This window comes from Candidatus Zixiibacteriota bacterium (assembly GCA_040752815.1).
Classification (GTDB): Bacteria; Zixibacteria; MSB-5A5; order GN15; family FEB-12; genus JAGGTI01.
Genome location: JBFMGC010000006.1, coordinates 46307 through 64026, shown reverse-complemented (window position 1 = coordinate 64026; position 17720 = coordinate 46307). Strand labels below are relative to the sequence as shown.

The following is a 17720-nucleotide window of genomic DNA, read 5'->3' as shown; positions in this document are numbered from 1 at the left end:
GATGTGGTCACCTTTCGCCTTTGGGCATCGGGTGATAACCGCAGACTTTAACGCGGAGTGAACGCTGAAATGTTTGAGCGCTCGAGGCCCCTCCAATCTTCGCACTTCTCGTTTCCAATTCACCCGGGATCCCGTTGACCTATAGGCCATAATACATGACAGCCCAAAACAAATACCCTCTGGCAGCACGGTTCAGCCTCGACCCGGACCGTTTCCAGCAACTGCTGGATTCGCTGATCGCACAGAAATACGCCGTATTCGGCCCGACTGTTGGGCAGAACGCCGTCACCTATAGTCAGATCACATCGATACAGCAAATGCCAATCGGGTGGTCCGATGAGCAAAACGGCGGGCATTACCGTCTGTCAAAATCGTCGCGACCGGCTCTGTTTGACTATGTGGTCGGGCAGCACAGTTGGAAGCACGTGCTTTACCCGGCCTTTGGTAAACTCTGGTCGGCCACGAAGAACGAGCGCGGTTTCGAAGTCAAAGCCCCGTCGGAAAACGGGAAGCCAAAGGTCGCCCTTCTGGGTGTCCGCCCTTGCGAATTGAAAGCGCTGGCGATTCACGATCAGATTCTCACCGGCGGCGAGTTCGAAGACCCGTTCTATCGCAAGATACGGAGCGAGGCGCTTATTATAGCTGTCAATTGCGCTCGCCCCGGAGGGACCTGTTTCTGCGCCTCGGTGGGAACCGGCCCCAAAGCGTACGCGGGATTCGATCTGGCGCTGACGGAGGTCTTTCACGACGGCACGCACGGTCTGATAGTCGAGATCGGCTCGAAACGCGGCGAAAAGCTCGCCGCCGGGCTCGACTTGCCCCCCGCCACAGAGGCTGAAACCGCCGCCGCGCAGCAGACATCTGATCAGGCGGCAAAAGCGATGGGGCGGCGGCTCGATACAAATCAACTCAAAGAGCGGCTGTATGCCAATTTCGACAATACCAACTGGGACAAGATCGCCGAGCGCTGCCTTACCTGTGGCAATTGCACGATGGTCTGCCCCACTTGTTTCTGTGTCAACATTCAGGACACCACCGACCTCACCGGCACCCAGGCCGAACGGGAGCGGCGCTGGGACTCCTGCTACTCGGTAAACTTTTCATATATCCACGGCGGCAGCATTCGCACATCGCCGTATGCCCGCTACCGGCAATGGCTGATGCACAAGCTGGCGTACTGGCAGGATCAGTTCGGAGTGATCGGGTGTGTCGGCTGCGGGCGGTGCATCACCTGGTGCCCGGTGGGGATAGATATCACTGAGGAAGCCGCGGTCCTGACCACAGAGGACCGGCATACAAGACATTGATCAACTGAGCATAAGGGCAAAGCAATGGAAAATCTCGAGAGAATCTTGAGTGAGCACCCCTTCTTCAAGGGTTTGAATCAAGGACAAATAGCGTTGCTGACCGGATGCGCTTCAAACGTCGTTTTCAAACCCGGCCAGTTCGTGTTTCGCGAGGGTGAACCGGCTGATCATTTCTATTTTATCCGAGAGGGAAAAGTGCAGGTCGAGACGCACATTCCCCAAAAGGGGACGGTGACCATACAAACCCGGTCCGGCGGTGAAGTTTTCGGCTGGTCCTGGCTGGTACCGCCGTATCGCTGGCATTTCGATGCCCGCGCAGTGGAGCTGACCCGCGCCCTGGCCATGGATGGAAAGTGCCTGCGCACCAAGTGCGAGGACGACCACCATATCGGCTACGAGATCATGAAGCGCTTCCTGCTGGTCATTGCCGAGCGCCTCGAAGCCACCAGACTGCAACTTATGGACGTGTACGGCCATGGCTCCAATAGCTGAAAAGCTCTTGCACACTGACCTGGCCGGCCCGATGACGACCGAGCCGTTTGTCATCCGCCGTGTCGTCAAAGAAACGGCGGATACGTTCACGCTCGATCTCGAGAGCGGCGACAGCTCCCGCGAATTCACTTTCCGACCCGGTCAGTTCAACATGCTCTATGTGTTCGGTGTCGGTGAGGTGCCGATTTCGATCAGCGGCGATCCGACCAAACCGGCCGTGTTAACTCACACGACGCGCGAGGTCGGCGCGGTCACCCGCGGTATGCGTCGTCTCAAACCAGGCGATACGCTCGGCGTCCGGGGGCCGTACGGAACCGCCTGGCCGGTCGGAGAAGCCGAAGGGAGCGACGTTGTCGTCGTCGCCGGTGGTATCGGACTCGCCCCGCTGCGGCCGGTGGTTTATCATCTTCTCGCTCATAGGCAGAAATACGGCAAGGTAGTGTTGCTCTACGGCACGCGCACGCCGGAAGATATCCTGTTCCGCAAGGAGCTGGAGCGCTGGCGCTCGAGGTTTGACCTGGAAACCCACCTGACCGTCGATCGCGCCACCGGCCCTTGGCACGGCAATGTCGGCGTCGTCACGACCCTAATAGCGCGATCACCGTTCGATCCCCAGAACACTCTCGCCATGGTCTGCGGCCCCGAAGTCATGATGCGCTTCACCGTGCTGGAACTGGAACGCCGGGGACTGGATGAAAAGCGCATCTACCTTTCGATGGAGCGCAACATGAAATGCGGGATCGGCCTTTGCGGCCACTGCCAGCTCGGACCGCGCTTTGTCTGCAAGGACGGCCCGGTGTATCGGTGCGACGGCATCCGCGAAGTCTTCTCCAGGAGGGAGCTCTGAGATGGCCACGGCAAAGAAACCCAGGCTGGCGGTGTGGAAATTCGCCTCTTGCGACGGCTGCCAGTTGTCGCTGCTCGATTGCGAGGAGGAGTTGTTGGCGGTGGCGGCGAATGTGACCATTGCCAATTTTCCCGAAGCCTCGCGAGCCGTCATGAAAGGACCTTACGAGATCTCGCTCGTGGAGGGATCCATCACCACCTCGCACAACGCCGAGCGGATTCACAGTATCCGGCGGTCATCGAAAGTCCTGATCACGATCGGCGCCTGCGCCACGGCGGGCGGGATTCAAGCCCTGCGCAATTTCAAAGACGTGAAGGATTTCGTCAAAGTGGTCTATGCCCATCCCGAGTACATCGAGACCCTGGGCAAGTCAACGCCGATAGCGGACCACGTGTTTGTCGATTTTGAGCTGCGCGGCTGTCCGATCAACAAGTATCAGCTGGTCGAGGTTATCAGCGCCTATCTGAGCGGCCGGAAACCCAACATCCCCACCAGCAGCGTCTGCATGGAGTGTAAACGTCGCGGCAACGTATGCGTGATGGTGTCCACCGGCCAGACCTGCATGGGGCCGGTGACCCAGGACGGCTGCGGCGCGCTCTGCCCGTCGTACGAACGCGGCTGCTTTGCCTGTTTCGGCCCGAAAGAATCGCCCAACACGGCGTCACTGGCCGCCTGGTTTGACAAACTCGGCGCCGATAAGAATGAAGTAATGCGGGCTTTCCGCAGTTTCAACGCCTTCGCCGAACCGTTCCGCAAACAGAGTGAGCTTTATGAAGAATAAGACGATCAAGGTCGACTACCTCGCCCGCGTCGAAGGCGAAGGGCGGCTGCTCGTGAAGATCAAGAACGACAAGGTCTCCGAGGTACAATTCAACATAATCGAACCGCCGCGGTTTTTCGAGGCCTTCCTTCAGGGGCGGCAATACACGGAAGCGCCGGATATAACGGCCCGCATCTGCGGAATCTGCCCGATCGCCTACCAGATGAGTTCATCGCACGCGATGGAACAGGCTTGCGGGGTGAGAGTCGACGGAGCGCTGCGGCAGTTGCGCCGCCTGATTTACTGCGGCGAGTGGATCGAATCCCACGCCCTTCACATATACTTGCTGCACGCGCCTGATTTTCTAGGCTACGAAGACGCACTCCTGATGGCCAAAGATCACGGGGCGCTGGTGGAAAGAGCCCTCAGACTAAAGAAGATCGGAAATGATCTGATGGTGCTGTTGGGCGGGCGGGAAATTCACCCGATCAACACGAGGGTGGGCGGCTTCTACAGTCTGCCGCCCCGCGATAAGCTCCAGGCGCTCATCGGGCCGCTCGAGTGGGCGCTGGAATTTGCCCTGGAAACAGTCAAATTCACAGGCGGTCTGCCGTTTCCGGAATTCGAACGCGATTACGAGCTGGTATCACTCCGCCATCCCGATGAATACCCCATCACCGAGGGACGGATCGTATCAGACAAGGGCATCGATATTGAGACCAGCGAATTCCTCAACGTATTCGAGGAAGAGCACGTCCCGCACTCAACGTCGCTTCACGCGCGCGTAAAAGCCCGCGCCGACTATCTGACCGGCCCCCTGGCGCGCTACAATAACAACTATGACAAACTGCCGGAGATCGCCCGCAAGGCCGCCGGCGAGGCCGGACTGGGTGCAACCTGCCTCAACCCGTTCAAGGGGATTATCGTACGGGCAGTCGAGACCGTGTTCGCCTGCCATGAGGCGCTTGAAATCATCAGGGCCTATCAAGAGCCTCCTCATCCGTATATAGACGTCCGGCCGCGCGCCGGTGTCGGCCATGGCTGCACCGAGGCGCCGCGCGGCATCCTGTATCATCGCTACCAGATCGATGACCAGGGGTTCATCAAAGCGGCCCGCATCATTCCACCTACCTCGCAAAACCAGAAAGCGATCGAGCTTGACCTGCGCGGTTTCGTTGAAAAGAACCTCCACCTGCCGCAGGACAAGCTCACCTGGCAGTGTGAACAGGTGATCCGCAACTACGACCCCTGCATCTCCTGCTCCTGTCATTTCCTGAAGCTCGTAATCGAGCGGGAAGGGCGTGTAGAAACATGCAGCCTGAATCAAGCCATGTAGTTATCGGGCTCGGCAACGAGTTCCGCAGCGATGACGGCGGCGGCCCGACCGCCGCCCGGCGGGTGGGGCGACTCTGCGGCAGGCGGGTGCAGGTGATCGCGCCGCTCACCGACGGCGCCGGACTGGTCATGCTCTGGGGCGAGGTCGAACTGGTTATTCTGATTGACAGTGTCAAATCCGGTTCGCCGCCCGGCACGGTTTTTCGCTTCGAGCCGCTGCGCGAAGAGATCCCTGAAGAGGTGTTCCACCCTACCACTACCCACCGCTTCAGCGTATCGCAGATTATCCGCCTGGCGCGGGTGCTCGGACGCCTGCCGAAACAGCTCATCGTATACGGTATCGAGGGCGTCGATTTCGACTACGGCACAACCATGTCTCCGGCGGTGGCCGCTGCCGCCATCGAAGTAGCCGACCGAATCGCGGCAGAAATCATGCAGTTCTCCCATGAAACCGCCGCTTGTTGACAACCGCCGTGCCGGGCGTGTGACGGACATCGATCCGGCGGCTACACAACACCTGCGAATCAGGATCAGCGGCCACGTGCAGGGGGTCGGTTTCCGGCCCTTCGTGTACCGCCTCGCGCAGGACATAGGCCTCAAAGGTACCGTGCGGAACACCAGCGACGGGGTCACTGTCGACATTCAGGGCGACTCCGTAAGCACGGATCGGTTCTGTGACTGTCTGATTTCGCAGCTACCACCACATGCCTCGGTAAGCCGGTTGGATACGATTTCGCTGCCGCCGGCTGAGTTCGACGGGTTCACAATTGAGAATAGTGACGATCAAGGCTCGGCTGCGGCCACGGTCATGCCTGATCTGGCGGCCTGCCCCGAGTGCGTGCAAGAGATATTCGACTCCGCCAATCGGCGCTATCGCTATCCGTTCACGAACTGCACGCGTTGCGGCCCGCGCTACAGCATTATCGAAGCGGTGCCGTATGATCGCCCGCGCACGACGATGAAGCGCTTTACCATGTGTGATGACTGCCGCGCGGAATACGAAAACCCCGAGGACCGTCGCTTCCACGCCCAGCCCAATGCCTGCCCGGTCTGTGGGCCGCATCTGGAACTGTGGGACTGCCAAGGCGGAGTGATTGCCCGGCATGACCAGGCTTTTGGGGCAGCCTGCGATGCGATCAGGCGGGGATTGATAGTCGCGCTTAAGGGAATAGGCGGGTTTCAGTTGCTTGTCGATGCGCGCAACGATGCCGCCGTGAACCGCCTGCGCGAACGAAAGCATCGCCCCTCGAAGCCATTCGCCCTCATGTTTCCCGACCTCGAACATGTAAGAGAGTTTTGCGTTGTGTCAGCAATCGAACAAGACGTTCTGCTCTCCGCCGCCTCTCCGATTGTCCTGTTGCACCGCAGGCCAACTGTCGACACCTCGCATCCCCGACTGATGCCGATCTTGAAAAGTGCCCGGCAGATGCCAATCCTGAAACGTGCCCGGCAGATGCCCTCATCTGCTGGCTCGTATTACACGCCCCACATCTCCGAGAGCGTCGCCCCGCACAACCCGTACCTCGGCGTCATGCTCCCCTACACCCCGCTGCATCACCTCCTCATGCACGACCTGGGCACTCCGATAGTCGCCACCAGCGGCAACCCGTCTGAAGAACCGATCTGTACCGATGAACACGACGCACTGCGAGAACTTGGCGCTATAGCCGATCTCTTTCTCATACATGACCGCCCGATCGCCCGGCCTCTCGATGACTCAGTCGTGCACGTGGTCATGAACCGTCCGTCGATTATTCGCGCCGCGCGTGGGTACGCTCCGGTGAGCGTCAGTATCGACTCTGCCGCGCCGCCTTGCCTGGCCACCGGCGCGCACTTGAAGAACACGATCGCGTTCACATCCGGGGCGCAGATCGTAATCAGCCAGCATATCGGCGACCTCTCCGGACCGAAATCACGTGTGGCCATGCAAGCGGCAATCGATTCATCGCAGAATCTCTACTCAATTAAGTTCCATCTGGCCGCCTGTGATGTGCACCCCGACTATCACTCCACCCAGGTCGCCGGGCGTACTGACGGCGATGCCCTCGCGGTGCAGCATCACTACGCCCACGTGCTGTCGTGCATGACCGAGCATGGCTTGACGCCGCCGGTGCTGGGTGTCTCATGGGACGGCACCGGGCTTGGTACGGACGGCGCCATCTGGGGCGGCGAGTTCCTCCGGATCACGGAGTCCGGTTTCGAGCGGATGGCCCATCTTCGAACTTTTCCTCTCCCCGGCGGCGACAAAGCGATCACGGAACCGAGGCGTTCGGCGCTTGGCGTTCTCTATGAAATCTGGGGCACCGAAGTCGCCAACTGTGGAGATCTGGCGCCCATTCAGCAGTATCCGGAGTCTGACCTCAACGTAATCCTGCGCATAATTGCACAGGACGTCAACACGTTTAAGACGTCGAGTGCGGGGCGCCTGTTCGACGCTCTCGCCTCGCTGCTGGGCCTGGCCCAGGTGAACACTTTCGAGGGCGAAGCCGCCATGCAGGTGCAGTTCGCCGCTGAGCGCAGCCGCTACTGCAACCCCTATCCGTTTACACTCGTGGTTCGCGACGGCGCCGCCATACTCGACTGGGAACCGATGGTGCAGGCGGCAATCGACGAACTGCGCAACAAGACATCGGCTGACACTATCGCCGCGCGCTGCCATAGCACGCTTGTGGAGATGATTGTCGCTGTGGTGAAGTCATCAGACATCAGATCGATCGTACTTACCGGCGGCTGTTTCCAAAATCGACTTCTGCTTGAACGCGCCGCGCAGCGCCTCGTATCATTGGGGAGGCAGGTCTACTGGCATGAGCGGGTTCCGACTAACGACGGCGGTATTTCTCTCGGCCAGGCGGCCGCCCTGGTGAACAAGATACGGAAAGTCTGATCGTTATGTGCCTGGCCGTACCTGGAAAGATCGTGAGCGTGGACAACGCCGATAGTATCGTGCGCAGCGGCCGAGTCGATTTCGGGGGCGTTATCCGAGAGGTCAGCCTGGCTTGTGTGCCCCAGGCCGGGATCGGCGATTACGTGCTGGTGCACGCCGGGTTCGCCCTGAGCGTGGTTGACCCGGAGCAGGCCCGTATTACGCTCGACTACCTGCAGGCTGTCTCCGGGGAAGCCGATTCTGCGCGGGAGCGAAGATGAAGTTTATCGACGAATACCGTGACCGCACGCTGATAGAACACTACCTGCGGGCAATCTCTCGACGGGCGTCTGGTACCTGGACAATTATGGAAGTCTGCGGCGGTCAGACTCACGCTATTCTGAAACATGGTATCGACCGCCGCCTGCCGCACACGATACGCCTCATCCACGGCCCCGGCTGCCCGGTCTGTGTTACGCCGAACGAGACAATCGACCAAGCGATCGAGATCGCCCTTCGTCCGGAAGTTGTCTTTTGCACTTTCGGGGACATGCTGCGCGTGCCCGGCGGCCTGACCGATCTGATGACGGCGCGGGCGCGCGGCGCCGATATCCGCATGGTATACTCGCCGCTCGAAGCAGTCAGCCTTGCCAGGGCTAATCCTGGTCGGCAGGTGGTATTTTTCGCGATCGGTTTCGAGACCACCGTCCCGGTAGTAGCCACCGCGGTCATGCAGGCCGCCGCCGAGCAGCGTCGCAACTTCACGATTCTTGCCGCCCAGGTGCGTATACCGGCGGCGATGACTGTCATATTGGGAACGCAGCCGCGCACAGTCGACGCCTTCCTCGCGCCCGGCCACGTGTGCACGGTCACCGGCGCAGGCGAATACGCTGACATTGTCGGGAAGTATCGCGTGCCTATAGTCATCACCGGCTTTGAACCGGTCGACCTGCTTCAAGGAATATACATGGCGGTCAAGCAGTTGGAACACGGTAAAGCCGAATTGCAGAATCAATACGCCCGTGCCGTCCGTGCAGACGGCAACCGGCTAGCAAAACAACGAATGGAAAGAGCATTTCAACCCACCGATCGCCAATGGCGCGGTCTCGGACTGATACCCGCGAGCGGCCTTGCGCTAAGAGAAGAGTACGCTGATTTCGATGCCGTGCGGCGCTTCGCCCCAGCCACTCGTGCTTCCAATACCAACGATACCTGTTGCGGGCAGGTATTGAGTGGCGCGATGAAGCCCCCCGCATGCCCTGATTTCGGTTCGCGCTGTTCGCCGGACACTCCAATCGGCCCGTGCATGGTCTCGTCCGAGGGCGCCTGTGCCGCGTACTACCGTTATCGGGAGTGCCAGGTGTGAACAACGACTCCCGCATCCTGCTCGCTCACGGCGGCGGCGGCCGCCTGTCCTGGCAGTTAATCCGCGAAATCTTCGTCCCGGCCTTCGGAGACACCGAGTTCGATGCCTCCCACGATGGTGTCATTCTCGAAATGCCTGTAACCCGCCTCGCCTACACTACTGATTCGTTTGTCGTGCGGCCGCTCTTCTTTCCCGGCGGAGATATTGGAAAGCTGGCCGTATGCGGTACCGTTAACGATCTCGCCATGTGCGGTGCTGAACCGCTTTATCTTTCCGCGGGTTTCATTCTCGAAGAAGGCCTGGAAATGGATGTGCTGCGTCGCGTGGTCCAGTCAATGGCCGAAACTGCTCGCCAGGCACGAGTGCGTATTGTCACCGGCGACACCAAAGTAGTCGAACGCGGCCAAGCCGATCAGATGTTCATCAATACCACCGGTGTCGGTTTGGTCGAACACACTCTAAGTATCGGCCCGAAGCAGATCAGGCCGGGCGACCGGGTTATTCTGAGCGGTGATATCGGCCGCCACGGGATTGCAGTCATGGCCTCACGGGAGGGATTGTCGTTCGAGACGACTATTGAGAGCGACTGTGCGCCGCTGAACGAGATAGTCTACCAACTCCTCATGGAAGGTGTCGAAATTCACTGCCTGCGCGACCTGACCCGCGGGGGCATCGCCTCGGCGCTCGTGGAAATTGCCTCAACATCGAGACTGCGCATTGAACTGCGCGAAGACCTCATTCCGGTGAGCGAGCCGGTGGCCGCGGCCTGCGAACTGCTGGGGTTTGATCCGATGTATGTAGCTAACGAGGGTCGATTCATATTGATGCTGCCGGAGGTTGACGTGTCCACGGCGCTTCAGATCATGCACCATCATCCCCTGGGCCGCGACGCGATCATCATCGGTGAAGTCAGCGACACACCAGACGGCCTGGTGACGCTGCGCACGCTCTCCGGCGCCGACCGCGTGGTCGAGATGTTCACCGGCGAGCAACTGCCGCGCATTTGTTAGTCTGTGACATGAATCCTCTGGTGGCCCAGCATTTAGAGGCTGTCTCAAAACCTCGATCTGTTGCGGCAGGTCTTGCTTCGGGCCCGACTCGCTCCGTGGGTCGGGCTCGAAGTGTGACCTGACGCCGTTGATCTGTAGCGGGTTAAGCGCGTCAGTTCACACTCCTTTTGCCTCATTCAACGGTCAAGGCAAAAGGGGCAAGAACTGACGCAACAGTAATGGCGTCTTTTGAGACAGCCTCCGTTGGATGGGGTACCGGATCACAACACGCAAACTTCTCCCCCCAACCGCGCGTCACCGCTTCTTCTTCTCGCCCGATGCCCTTACCAGCCACTCGTACCATACGGGCAGCCCTTCCCCGGTACGGCAAGACAACTCGAGTATCTCCAGACCGCCGTTGATCTGCCACGCGTTCTTCTTCACCCGATCCAGATCAAAATCCGACTGTCCCAGTAAATCGGTTTTGTTGATGATCATCACCGACGCGCGCCGAAACATCGCCGGGTACTTCAGCGGCTTGTCGTCCCCCTCGGTCGTGCTGATTAACACCACCTTCATATCCTCGCCGAGATCATAGCTCGACGGACACACTAAGTTGCCGACATTCTCGACAAAGAGCACGTCACACGCCGATAGGTCCATGCCAGCCATCGCCTGTTGTATCATGCGGGCATCGAGATGGCACGCCCCGCCGGTGACAATCGGCCGCACCAGGCGCGCCCCGGCGGCTTCGAGCCGACGGGCGTCGTTCTCGGTCTGCACGTCGCCTGCGATCCCCACCATCTTCAACCGTCCGCTCAGTTCACGAAAGGTTCGCTCCAGAAGGCTGGTCTTGCCCGACCCGGGCGAACTGACCAGATTAAGCGCCAGAATCCGTTTCTCGGCCAGAAGCTGCCGGATTTCGGCCGCTATTCGGTCGTTTTCCTTCAGCACCTTCTCATTTAAGTCTATGCGCGTGGTCATACGCGTGGGTTTCCTTCGGTAAGATACGATGTAACATACCTGTCGCCGACCCGTCTTGCAAGCGACTCGGAAGCATCACGCGCCCGCTGGTAGCCCACAGCTTGCTGTTGGTTGTTCGCATCTGAACAGAACTTCATTGTCAAAACCACGTCTCAGGCCAACGCGTTCGACTCAGGGGTTTTGACCTGCATTGCTCAACATTGCTGAAGTTGGCGCACGAGGACGTACACCAACCACAATCCCGATTGATCGGCAGGGCTCTGTCCCTGCCGCCCCGGATCACGGCAAGCTCGGATGCCCGCCTATCGCAATTCAGCGGATGGGCCACCTCCCACGCTAATAACATGGGCCTGCCCACGTACCACGCCGGCCCATACACCCGGCCCAGGTTTACCAGCAAAGTCGCCATAATAGACCAATTAAGTCTTGTAACATGCGACTCAATCCAGATGGTCTGCGCAAAGTAATCCACTTTTCCTTGACATCAGTATAGTTTGAATCGTACCATCTCCGAGCAACCTCTTACCGGAGGCGAGAAATGAATTACCCTTTCTGGGATATTGACATCGGTTACGGCTGGCTCATGGGCGGGATCGCCATCGTCCACGTCTTCATCTCGCACTTTGCCATCGGTGGCGGCCTTTACCTGGTTCTGGCCGAAAGCTCTGCGCGTAAACTCAATGACTCCTTTCGCCTGGAGTTTCTTCAGAAATTGAGCAAATTCTTTGTGCTGGTTTCGGTCGTATTCGGCGCCCTGACCGGGGTCGGCATCTGGTTCATAATCGGCCTCATAAATCCGGCGGCCACTGAGGTGCTGATTCACAACTTTGTCTGGGGCTGGGCGACCGAGTGGACATTCTTCGTTGTGGAAATCTCCGCCGCCATACTCTACTTCTATGGCTGGAAGACAATGTCCGCTCGGAACCATCTGATAATCGGATGGATATACTTCATTGCCGCCTGGCTGTCCCTGGTGGTCATCAACGGCATCATCACCTACATGCTCACGCCCGGCGAATGGCTGCAGACCGGGGACTTCTGGGACGGGTTTCTCAACCCGACTTACTGGCCGTCGGTCTGGTTCCGCACAGGGATCTGCATTATGCTCGCGGGGCTGTACGCACTGCTGGTTGCGTCGTTTTTCAAAACCGATCACTCTAAAACATCGCTTGTGCGCTACAACGCCGTGTGGGCGTTGGTTGGCCTGGCCATCATGTTCCCCACCTTTCGTTGGTATTTCAGCAACATCCCGGGAACGATCCGTGAGACCGCCGCCGAGGCGATGCCGGTCGTGACGGCCCGTATTAGTGAAGGCTGGTGGCTGGGCGGGGCTATCGCGATTATGATCATTCTGTTCGGGCTGGCTTTGCCGAGATTTTTCGGGCGGCCAGTCGCTGTTGTCGTCATGATTCTCGGCCTGCTCTGGTTCGGAGAGTTCGAGTGGATGCGCGAGGCTATCCGCAAACCATATGTCGTGCACGGGTACATGTACGGGAGCGGCATCGAAGTGGCCGAGTTGGAATCACTTCGGTCCGACGGCCTGCTGCCGCGGCTTGCTTATCGCACCGGCGACAACGGCGCCGATCTTTTCCGCCGGGCCTGTCGAAGCTGCCACACCATGACCGGCTACAACGCCCTGAAGCCCCGATTCGATGGAACCGACCAGGAGTTCATCGCGGCGATGATCCGTGGGGTCGGGGTGATGCGCGGCAACATGCCGCTCTATCCCGGCACCGAGACCGAATCACAGTTGATCGCGGTGCATATCTACAATCAAGTCGATAAACGTCCGCTGGGCGAAATCTACGGCCTGACTGGAGCGGAGCTTGGTCGTAAGGTCTACGATATTCGCTGCGGCAGTTGTCATGAAGTGGGCGGTTTCAACGACAAGTCGTCATCAATGGTAGGCCTTGGCGACGACGAGTATAACGATCTACTCGACATGGCCAACGATATCTCGGAGGAAATGCCGGCGTTTACGGCGCCCGACGAGGAGCGTGCCGCCCTCATCGAGTATCTGAAGACGCTCTCCCAAGGAGGCTCGCGATGAATGTCCCGTCGCACAACTTCCTGTCGGCCCCCTTATGGCTGATAAACGTCCTGCATATCGTGACCCTGTCACTCCACTTGATCGCGATGAACTTCCTCTTCGGCGGGCTGGCGGTGATCCTGCTTGGTCGCATCAAACAGCGCTGGCAAAATCCGGCCGTGCTTCGCTATGTAAAGCTGCTGCCGACCGCCATGGCGGCGACAATCACACTGGGTGTGGCGCCTCTCCTGTTCCTGCAGTTGGTTTACCATCGACAGGCCTACAGCGCGGGTATCGTCAGCGGCTGGTTCTGGCTGTTCATCATCCCGGTGGTTATTCTGGCCTATTATTTCCTCTATGGTGCAGCGTTTACCAAAACCCCGGAGAAACACAACGGCCGGTACCTGCTGGTCTCCCTGCTTTGTTTTGTGTACGTGTCGCTGGTTTACAGCACGGTGTTTGCGCTCGCGGAGAATCCGGAACTGTGCCGCACCGCGTACGCTGCGAACCCGGGCGGCCTGACGATCAACCCCGATATCGGTAGTTGGATCTTTCGCTGGCTGCACATGATCACCGGCGCTATCACGGTAGGGGGCTTGTTTGTCGGATGGGTAGGCAAGGATGACGATGCCGTTTACCGAACCGGAAAACTGTTCTTCACCTGGGGATTCGCGACCGCATCGGTGTTCGGCATGATCTACCTCTTCACGCTGGGGGAACACCTGCTGGGACTGATGAGAACACCGGCTATCTGGGCGTTGACTGTCGGGATCGTGCTCTCGGCGGGATCTTTACACTTCTTCTATAAGCGGCGTTTTGTCTGGGCCGGGATAATGGTCATGCTCTCGGTCCTAATGATGGTGTACACGCGCCACCATGTCCGGCTGCTGCACTTGGCCGATGAATTCGAACCATCGACCCTGCCCATTCGCACGCAGTGGTCGATCTTCCTGGTGTTTCTGGTCTGTTTCGTTGCGGCGCTCGGCCTGGTCTGGTATATGCTGAAGCTGTTTTTCGCCCGCGAACAGAACCAGTAGCCCCGCCGGCCCACCCGCTTGCGTTTGGGATTGGGTGCGTGGTGGACGTCCTCGTCTACCACGTTCGCTACGCAACACAAAACCTCGGTGTCCCACCCGCTTGCGGGTGGGACTGAGATGCGCCTCGCCCAAAGATTTCCGTGCACGGCGCGCCGACGGCGGGGACTCGTCTGCCCATGTATCGAAGAAAGATCTCGAAGGGGCAGACTGGGAGGTCTGCCGCCCACGATATCAGCCGTCGAACGGCCCCGAACCTACGGCTTGCAATTGCGGCAAGGCGATAGACCGGTCGCCAGACCTTCTTCTCGTGTCGGAAACTCCTGATACCGCCCCGGCTTGAGCTCACCGAGCGAACGACACCCCGGCCGGTGCAGCCGAAACGATCCCTGAGTATTGATATATCGCGGTTCCGGCTCGTGCTGTAGCGACCAGAGCCCGACTCGCCTTTCGATCGCCGACCGCTGCGCCGCCAGCAGCGTACGCACATATTCGCTGTTCAGCTCGTTGTCGTCGAACAGATACACATACCCGTAGCCGCTGTCGATTATCGTCCGATTGACGAATAACGTGTCGATATACATGTATCCCAGCAGCCGACCGTATTTATCGCGCCGCTGGTTGGCGTACTCGACTGAAGCCGTCCGGCGAAGCGCGAGTCGGGACAAGAGCCCGGCAGCCTGATCGTGAAACGGCTCGCTTTTCTCCGGAGTATCGATAGCCAAAAGCCTGAGCCGGTCCCCGCCCTGAAGTTCCATCGTGTCGCCGTCGAGAACCCGCACCACCACAAACCGATCCTCCGGTCCCTTCTCCGGCCCGATCTGTTCCACCAGGCGGAAGACCAGGATGAGCACGGCCACCACGATCACAAACGCGATCGAGACCAGCCGCCTGCGCGCCCGCTTAGACCGCTTCCCCATTTAACCTCACCTCGGACCATCCGCCCGGCTGCGGAACCAGTTCGACCAGCGTTTCCACCTTGTGCTTGAGCTCGTCAAGATGCGTGATTAGCAGCATCTGCGGGAAGCGCGCTTTCAGATTCGCCAAAGACTCGAAAATCAGGTCCCGGCGGCCCGCGTCCTGCGAACCGAAAACTTCATCTAATATAATGAAGGAGCTATCCAGCCCGGCCGACTCGGTCAACGCGAGCGAAATCGCCAGCCGAAGGCAGAGCGACGCCAGGTCCTTCTCGCCGCCGGAGAACCGGTCGATACCGAAGTATTCGCCGTTGTCCATGACCTGCAGATTGTAGTCTTCGTCAAGCTCCACCAGCGAGTACCTCCCGCCGCTCATCTCGACCATCAACTGGCTGGACAGCTCCGCCAGGCGGGGCCGAATACGGCTGATCGTGTATTTACGAAAATCGCCAAACAGGTTGACCAGCTTTTCGGCGTAGTACTGGTTGTCGCGGCTTTCCTCGAGCTGCTTGCCGATCTCCGCCAGTCGCGCGAGCTCTGCCTCTTTATGCGCGATATCCCGCCGCGTTATCTCAAGTTTGGTGACGATCTCCTGGTGCGCTCGATTCGCCTCATCTAACCGTAGTTGGGCCTCTCTCTGGCGATTCGCCGCCTCATCGTACGCCCGTTGATCGAATCCGATTGCCTGCAATTCCTGCTCGAGTTGCGCGACCTCCGCTTTCGCCTGCGACGCCTGCTCGGACGTCTTCGCAACCGATTCGACTAGTTCCGGCAGCGCCTTCAGCTCGCCCCTGAGTCCGACTACCTCAGTATTGATCGCCTCGAGCTTCTTCACCTTTTCGAACACCTCGCGATGCCGCACCGGATCAAACGCGGTATCCCCCAGCGCCGCCATCTGACCTTCGAGTTTGGTGATCTGCGACGTGAGTCTGCGACTCTGCTCGGCCAGCCGGTCGGCCTGTTCCTGCAGCCCCTTCAATCTGACCTCGTTTTCGCCACGCCGGCGGTCGAGCTGCTGCAGTCGGTCGAACTCTTTCTTCAGCGCAGCGCCCCTGTCAAGATGGGCCTGCAGATTCTGTCTGTGCTGGGCGCATGCTTCTTCGAGCGCCTCGAGTTCTTCCGCCAGGTGTTTCTGAATCTGTGGGAGATCGTCGCCGAACGGCCGATGGCACCTTTCGCAAACCGCGTCTGGCCCCACCTGCTTAATCGACTCCAACTGCTCGCGCAACTGGCCAGCTGTCTTCTCGTCGGCGGCAAGCAACGCCTTCTGGTTGGACCACTGCCTCCGCGCTTCCTCGAGATCGGCGCTGACATATTCAATCAGTGCCGCCAGATCAGAAGGGATTTCCTTCAAGAATTGCTCGACCACGTCGAGCGCCTTCCGAGCCTCGGCCACGTCCTGCTCGGTCTTGCTAAGTTCGCGCTTGTGCACGGCCACCTGCTCGTCCAGCGCTGCCCGCTGTGCCGCGGCTTCCCGACGGCGATTGAGGTTTTCGAGTTCGGCGCGAAGATTTTCCAGCGGGGCAAGCTCCGGCTCGAGGGCCGCCAACCAGTCTTTGGCAGCGGCCAGTTTTGTCTCGCGCGCCCGAAGCTCACCCAGTGCCCTCGCCAGATGCTCCGCGCTCTGGCGCGCCGCCGCCAATTGCGGCTGAAGCCGGGAGCACGCCGTTTGTTTCGCGTCGTGCTCCCGAGAGTGAGCCTGTGCCTGGGCATGTTCCCGCTCGGCCCGGTCGCGTGCTCCCAACGCGCCAACCTGCTGCTGTTCAAGCACACCAGCATGCTCCCGAAGCGCTTTCAGCTCGTCTTCTACCCGGTCGACCATCGCCACCTGCGGGCCGAGTATCTGGGCCGCCTGCTCGGACGCCTTGCGGTCGTCCTTGACCAGCTTGATCGCCCGATCCAGCCTGTCGATACCCAGCATCCCCGCCAGAAAGTCCCGCCGCTCGCCGGGGGTCTTATCTGCCAACGCATTCAGCTCCTGCTGCCGCGCCAGAAACGAAGTTCGGAAGCCGTGCCAATCCAGACCCAGCAACTGAGTGACGTACTTTTCGGTATCTACCGTCCCGGCCGATTCGCGCTCTCCGCCGCGGTAGAGCACCACCTCGCTTCGCTCCGTGCGCCCCACCAGACTCCGCTCCAGCCGATAATGCTCCCGCCCGATAGCGAACTCGAGCGCCACCTGGCAGTCGGCGCCCTCCTCGGCGTACGTGGATCGGATTTCCTCCTTGACCGAGCGTGCCACCTTGGTGCCGTAGAGCGCCCAGGCAATCGCCTCGACAATACTTGACTTGCCGGCCCCGTTCGGGCCGATGATCCCGATCACCTGGTCGGAGAACTGCAGCCGGGTCTGTCTGAGCACCCTGAAGTTATCGATTGCCAGCGAGTGGAGTCTCATATCCCTGCCCAAGAAGGGTGCGGGAGGGCGGGGGTGTCAAGTTGAAAGCCGGCCCGCACCCCCCCCAGACCGGAAAAAAATGCCAAAATGGTAACAAAATACCCTTGACAAATCAGCCCCCACGCGTATCTTGATTCCTGAGCGTGTTTGAGTTGTCGCTGAGCCCGAGAGCCCAAAGTGGTTTGGTGACGACGACGTAATTACTCTCTTCAGGATCTAAGCTCACTGCTAAAGACACAGCCTTGGTTTAAGGTTGGTGTGTAAGTATTGTCCGGAAGTCAGGTCGGAGTGATGATCTGGCGGAGGACGAGAAGGCACACAGTCCGAAGCCGAGTTTAGCAACTTCTTTCAAAATTCCATCTTCCTGCCCATCACTTTAACTGAGCGATTGCGAGAAGTTTC

15 protein-coding genes are annotated in these 17720 nt (G+C 59.4%); 12 read left to right on the top strand and 3 right to left on the bottom strand.

The genetic code is table 11. From position 1 onward, the window contains the following. The first annotated feature begins 155 nt into the window (after positions 1-155). From AB1772_03090 to hypE, 10 genes are read left to right on the top strand one after another with little or no spacing between them, the layout of a single operon-like run. Positions 156-1307, top strand: coding sequence for a 4Fe-4S dicluster domain-containing protein (locus AB1772_03090; GenBank protein MEW5795324.1), 1152 nt, complete (start codon positions 156-158; stop codon positions 1305-1307). A gap of 45 nt (positions 1308-1352) precedes the next feature. Beyond that, entirely contained in the window at positions 1353-1799 is a 447-nt protein-coding gene (locus AB1772_03085) for a cyclic nucleotide-binding domain-containing protein (GenBank protein MEW5795323.1), read from the top strand. Further along, entirely contained in the window at positions 1783-2646 is an 864-nt protein-coding gene (locus AB1772_03080; protein MEW5795322.1) for an FAD/NAD(P)-binding protein, read from the top strand. The genes AB1772_03085 and AB1772_03080 overlap by 17 nt, the downstream gene beginning before the upstream one ends. A gap of 1 nt (position 2647) precedes the next feature. After that, positions 2648-3427 carry an oxidoreductase gene (locus tag AB1772_03075; protein MEW5795321.1) on the top strand — a complete coding sequence of 260 codons (780 nt, stop codon included), beginning with the start codon at positions 2648-2650 and terminating at the stop codon, positions 3425-3427. Further along, positions 3417-4742: a Ni/Fe hydrogenase subunit alpha gene (locus tag AB1772_03070; protein MEW5795320.1), complete on the top strand. Its 1326-nt coding sequence runs from the start codon at positions 3417-3419 to the stop codon at positions 4740-4742. The genes AB1772_03075 and AB1772_03070 overlap by 11 nt, the downstream gene beginning before the upstream one ends. Further along, positions 4718-5206: a hydrogenase maturation protease gene (locus tag AB1772_03065; protein ID MEW5795319.1), complete on the top strand. Its 489-nt coding sequence runs from the start codon at positions 4718-4720 to the stop codon at positions 5204-5206. The genes AB1772_03070 and AB1772_03065 overlap by 25 nt, the downstream gene beginning before the upstream one ends. Further along, a complete protein-coding gene (locus AB1772_03060) occupies positions 5187-7625 on the top strand; it encodes a carbamoyltransferase HypF (GenBank protein ID MEW5795318.1) in 2439 nt (812 codons plus the stop codon). Before AB1772_03065 ends, AB1772_03060 begins: the two co-directional genes overlap by 20 nt. A 5-nt stretch (positions 7626-7630) precedes the next feature. Continuing rightward, positions 7631-7885 carry a HypC/HybG/HupF family hydrogenase formation chaperone gene (locus tag AB1772_03055; GenBank protein ID MEW5795317.1) on the top strand — a complete coding sequence of 85 codons (255 nt, stop codon included), beginning with the start codon at positions 7631-7633 and terminating at the stop codon, positions 7883-7885. Continuing rightward, positions 7882-8970 (top strand): hydrogenase formation protein HypD, encoded by a 1089-nt coding sequence (hypD, locus tag AB1772_03050; protein ID MEW5795316.1) that lies wholly within the window; start codon positions 7882-7884, stop codon positions 8968-8970. The genes AB1772_03055 and hypD overlap by 4 nt, the downstream gene beginning before the upstream one ends. Further along, positions 8967-9980 (top strand): hydrogenase expression/formation protein HypE, encoded by a 1014-nt coding sequence (gene hypE / locus AB1772_03045; protein MEW5795315.1) that lies wholly within the window; start codon positions 8967-8969, stop codon positions 9978-9980. The genes hypD and hypE overlap by 4 nt, the downstream gene beginning before the upstream one ends. Positions 9981-10274: 294 nt before the next feature. Here hypE and hypB read toward each other — a convergent pair whose 3' ends face one another. After that, on the bottom strand, positions 10275-10943 hold the full coding sequence (gene hypB / locus AB1772_03040; protein MEW5795314.1) for a hydrogenase nickel incorporation protein HypB: 669 nt from the start codon (positions 10941-10943) through the stop codon (positions 10275-10277). Between the two features lie 538 nt (positions 10944-11481). Between hypB and AB1772_03035 the strand changes: the two genes are divergently transcribed. Beyond that, on the top strand, positions 11482-12993 hold the full coding sequence (locus tag AB1772_03035) for a c-type cytochrome (protein ID MEW5795313.1): 1512 nt from the start codon (positions 11482-11484) through the stop codon (positions 12991-12993). Next, the gene (locus AB1772_03030; GenBank protein MEW5795312.1) at positions 12990-14009 is read left to right on the top strand and encodes a hypothetical protein; all 1020 of its coding nucleotides are present in this window, start codon (positions 12990-12992) and stop codon (positions 14007-14009) included. Before AB1772_03035 ends, AB1772_03030 begins: the two co-directional genes overlap by 4 nt. Before the next feature lie 254 nt (positions 14010-14263). Here the strand turns inward: AB1772_03030 and AB1772_03025 are convergent, their stop codons facing one another. Both AB1772_03025 and AB1772_03020 read right to left on the bottom strand, forming a co-directional pair. After that, positions 14264-14926, bottom strand: coding sequence for a thermonuclease family protein (locus AB1772_03025; GenBank protein MEW5795311.1), 663 nt, complete (start codon positions 14924-14926; stop codon positions 14264-14266). Continuing rightward, complete coding sequence (locus AB1772_03020) at positions 14910-17318, bottom strand: SMC family ATPase (protein MEW5795310.1); 2409 nt, start codon at positions 17316-17318, stop codon at positions 14910-14912. The genes AB1772_03025 and AB1772_03020 overlap by 17 nt, the downstream gene beginning before the upstream one ends. Positions 17319-17720 lie beyond the last annotated feature (402 nt).

Coding starts and splice junctions, on each gene's coding strand:
- AB1772_03025 (MEW5795311.1), bottom strand. CDS start 14,926: ATGGGGAAGCGGTCTAAGCGGGCGCGCAGGCGGCTGGTCTCGATCGCG.
- AB1772_03070 (MEW5795320.1), top strand. CDS start 3,417: ATGAAGAATAAGACGATCAAGGTCGACTACCTCGCCCGCGTCGAAGGC.
- AB1772_03075 (MEW5795321.1), top strand. CDS start 2,648: ATGGCCACGGCAAAGAAACCCAGGCTGGCGGTGTGGAAATTCGCCTCT.
- AB1772_03035 (MEW5795313.1), top strand. CDS start 11,482: ATGAATTACCCTTTCTGGGATATTGACATCGGTTACGGCTGGCTCATG.
- AB1772_03090 (MEW5795324.1), top strand. CDS start 156: ATGACAGCCCAAAACAAATACCCTCTGGCAGCACGGTTCAGCCTCGAC.
- AB1772_03060 (MEW5795318.1), top strand. CDS start 5,187: ATGAAACCGCCGCTTGTTGACAACCGCCGTGCCGGGCGTGTGACGGAC.
- hypB (MEW5795314.1), bottom strand. CDS start 10,943: ATGACCACGCGCATAGACTTAAATGAGAAGGTGCTGAAGGAAAACGAC.
- AB1772_03080 (MEW5795322.1), top strand. CDS start 1,783: ATGGCTCCAATAGCTGAAAAGCTCTTGCACACTGACCTGGCCGGCCCG.
- AB1772_03020 (MEW5795310.1), bottom strand. CDS start 17,318: ATGAGACTCCACTCGCTGGCAATCGATAACTTCAGGGTGCTCAGACAG.
- AB1772_03055 (MEW5795317.1), top strand. CDS start 7,631: ATGTGCCTGGCCGTACCTGGAAAGATCGTGAGCGTGGACAACGCCGAT.
- AB1772_03030 (MEW5795312.1), top strand. CDS start 12,990: ATGAATGTCCCGTCGCACAACTTCCTGTCGGCCCCCTTATGGCTGATA.
- hypD (MEW5795316.1), top strand. CDS start 7,882: ATGAAGTTTATCGACGAATACCGTGACCGCACGCTGATAGAACACTAC.
- AB1772_03065 (MEW5795319.1), top strand. CDS start 4,718: ATGCAGCCTGAATCAAGCCATGTAGTTATCGGGCTCGGCAACGAGTTC.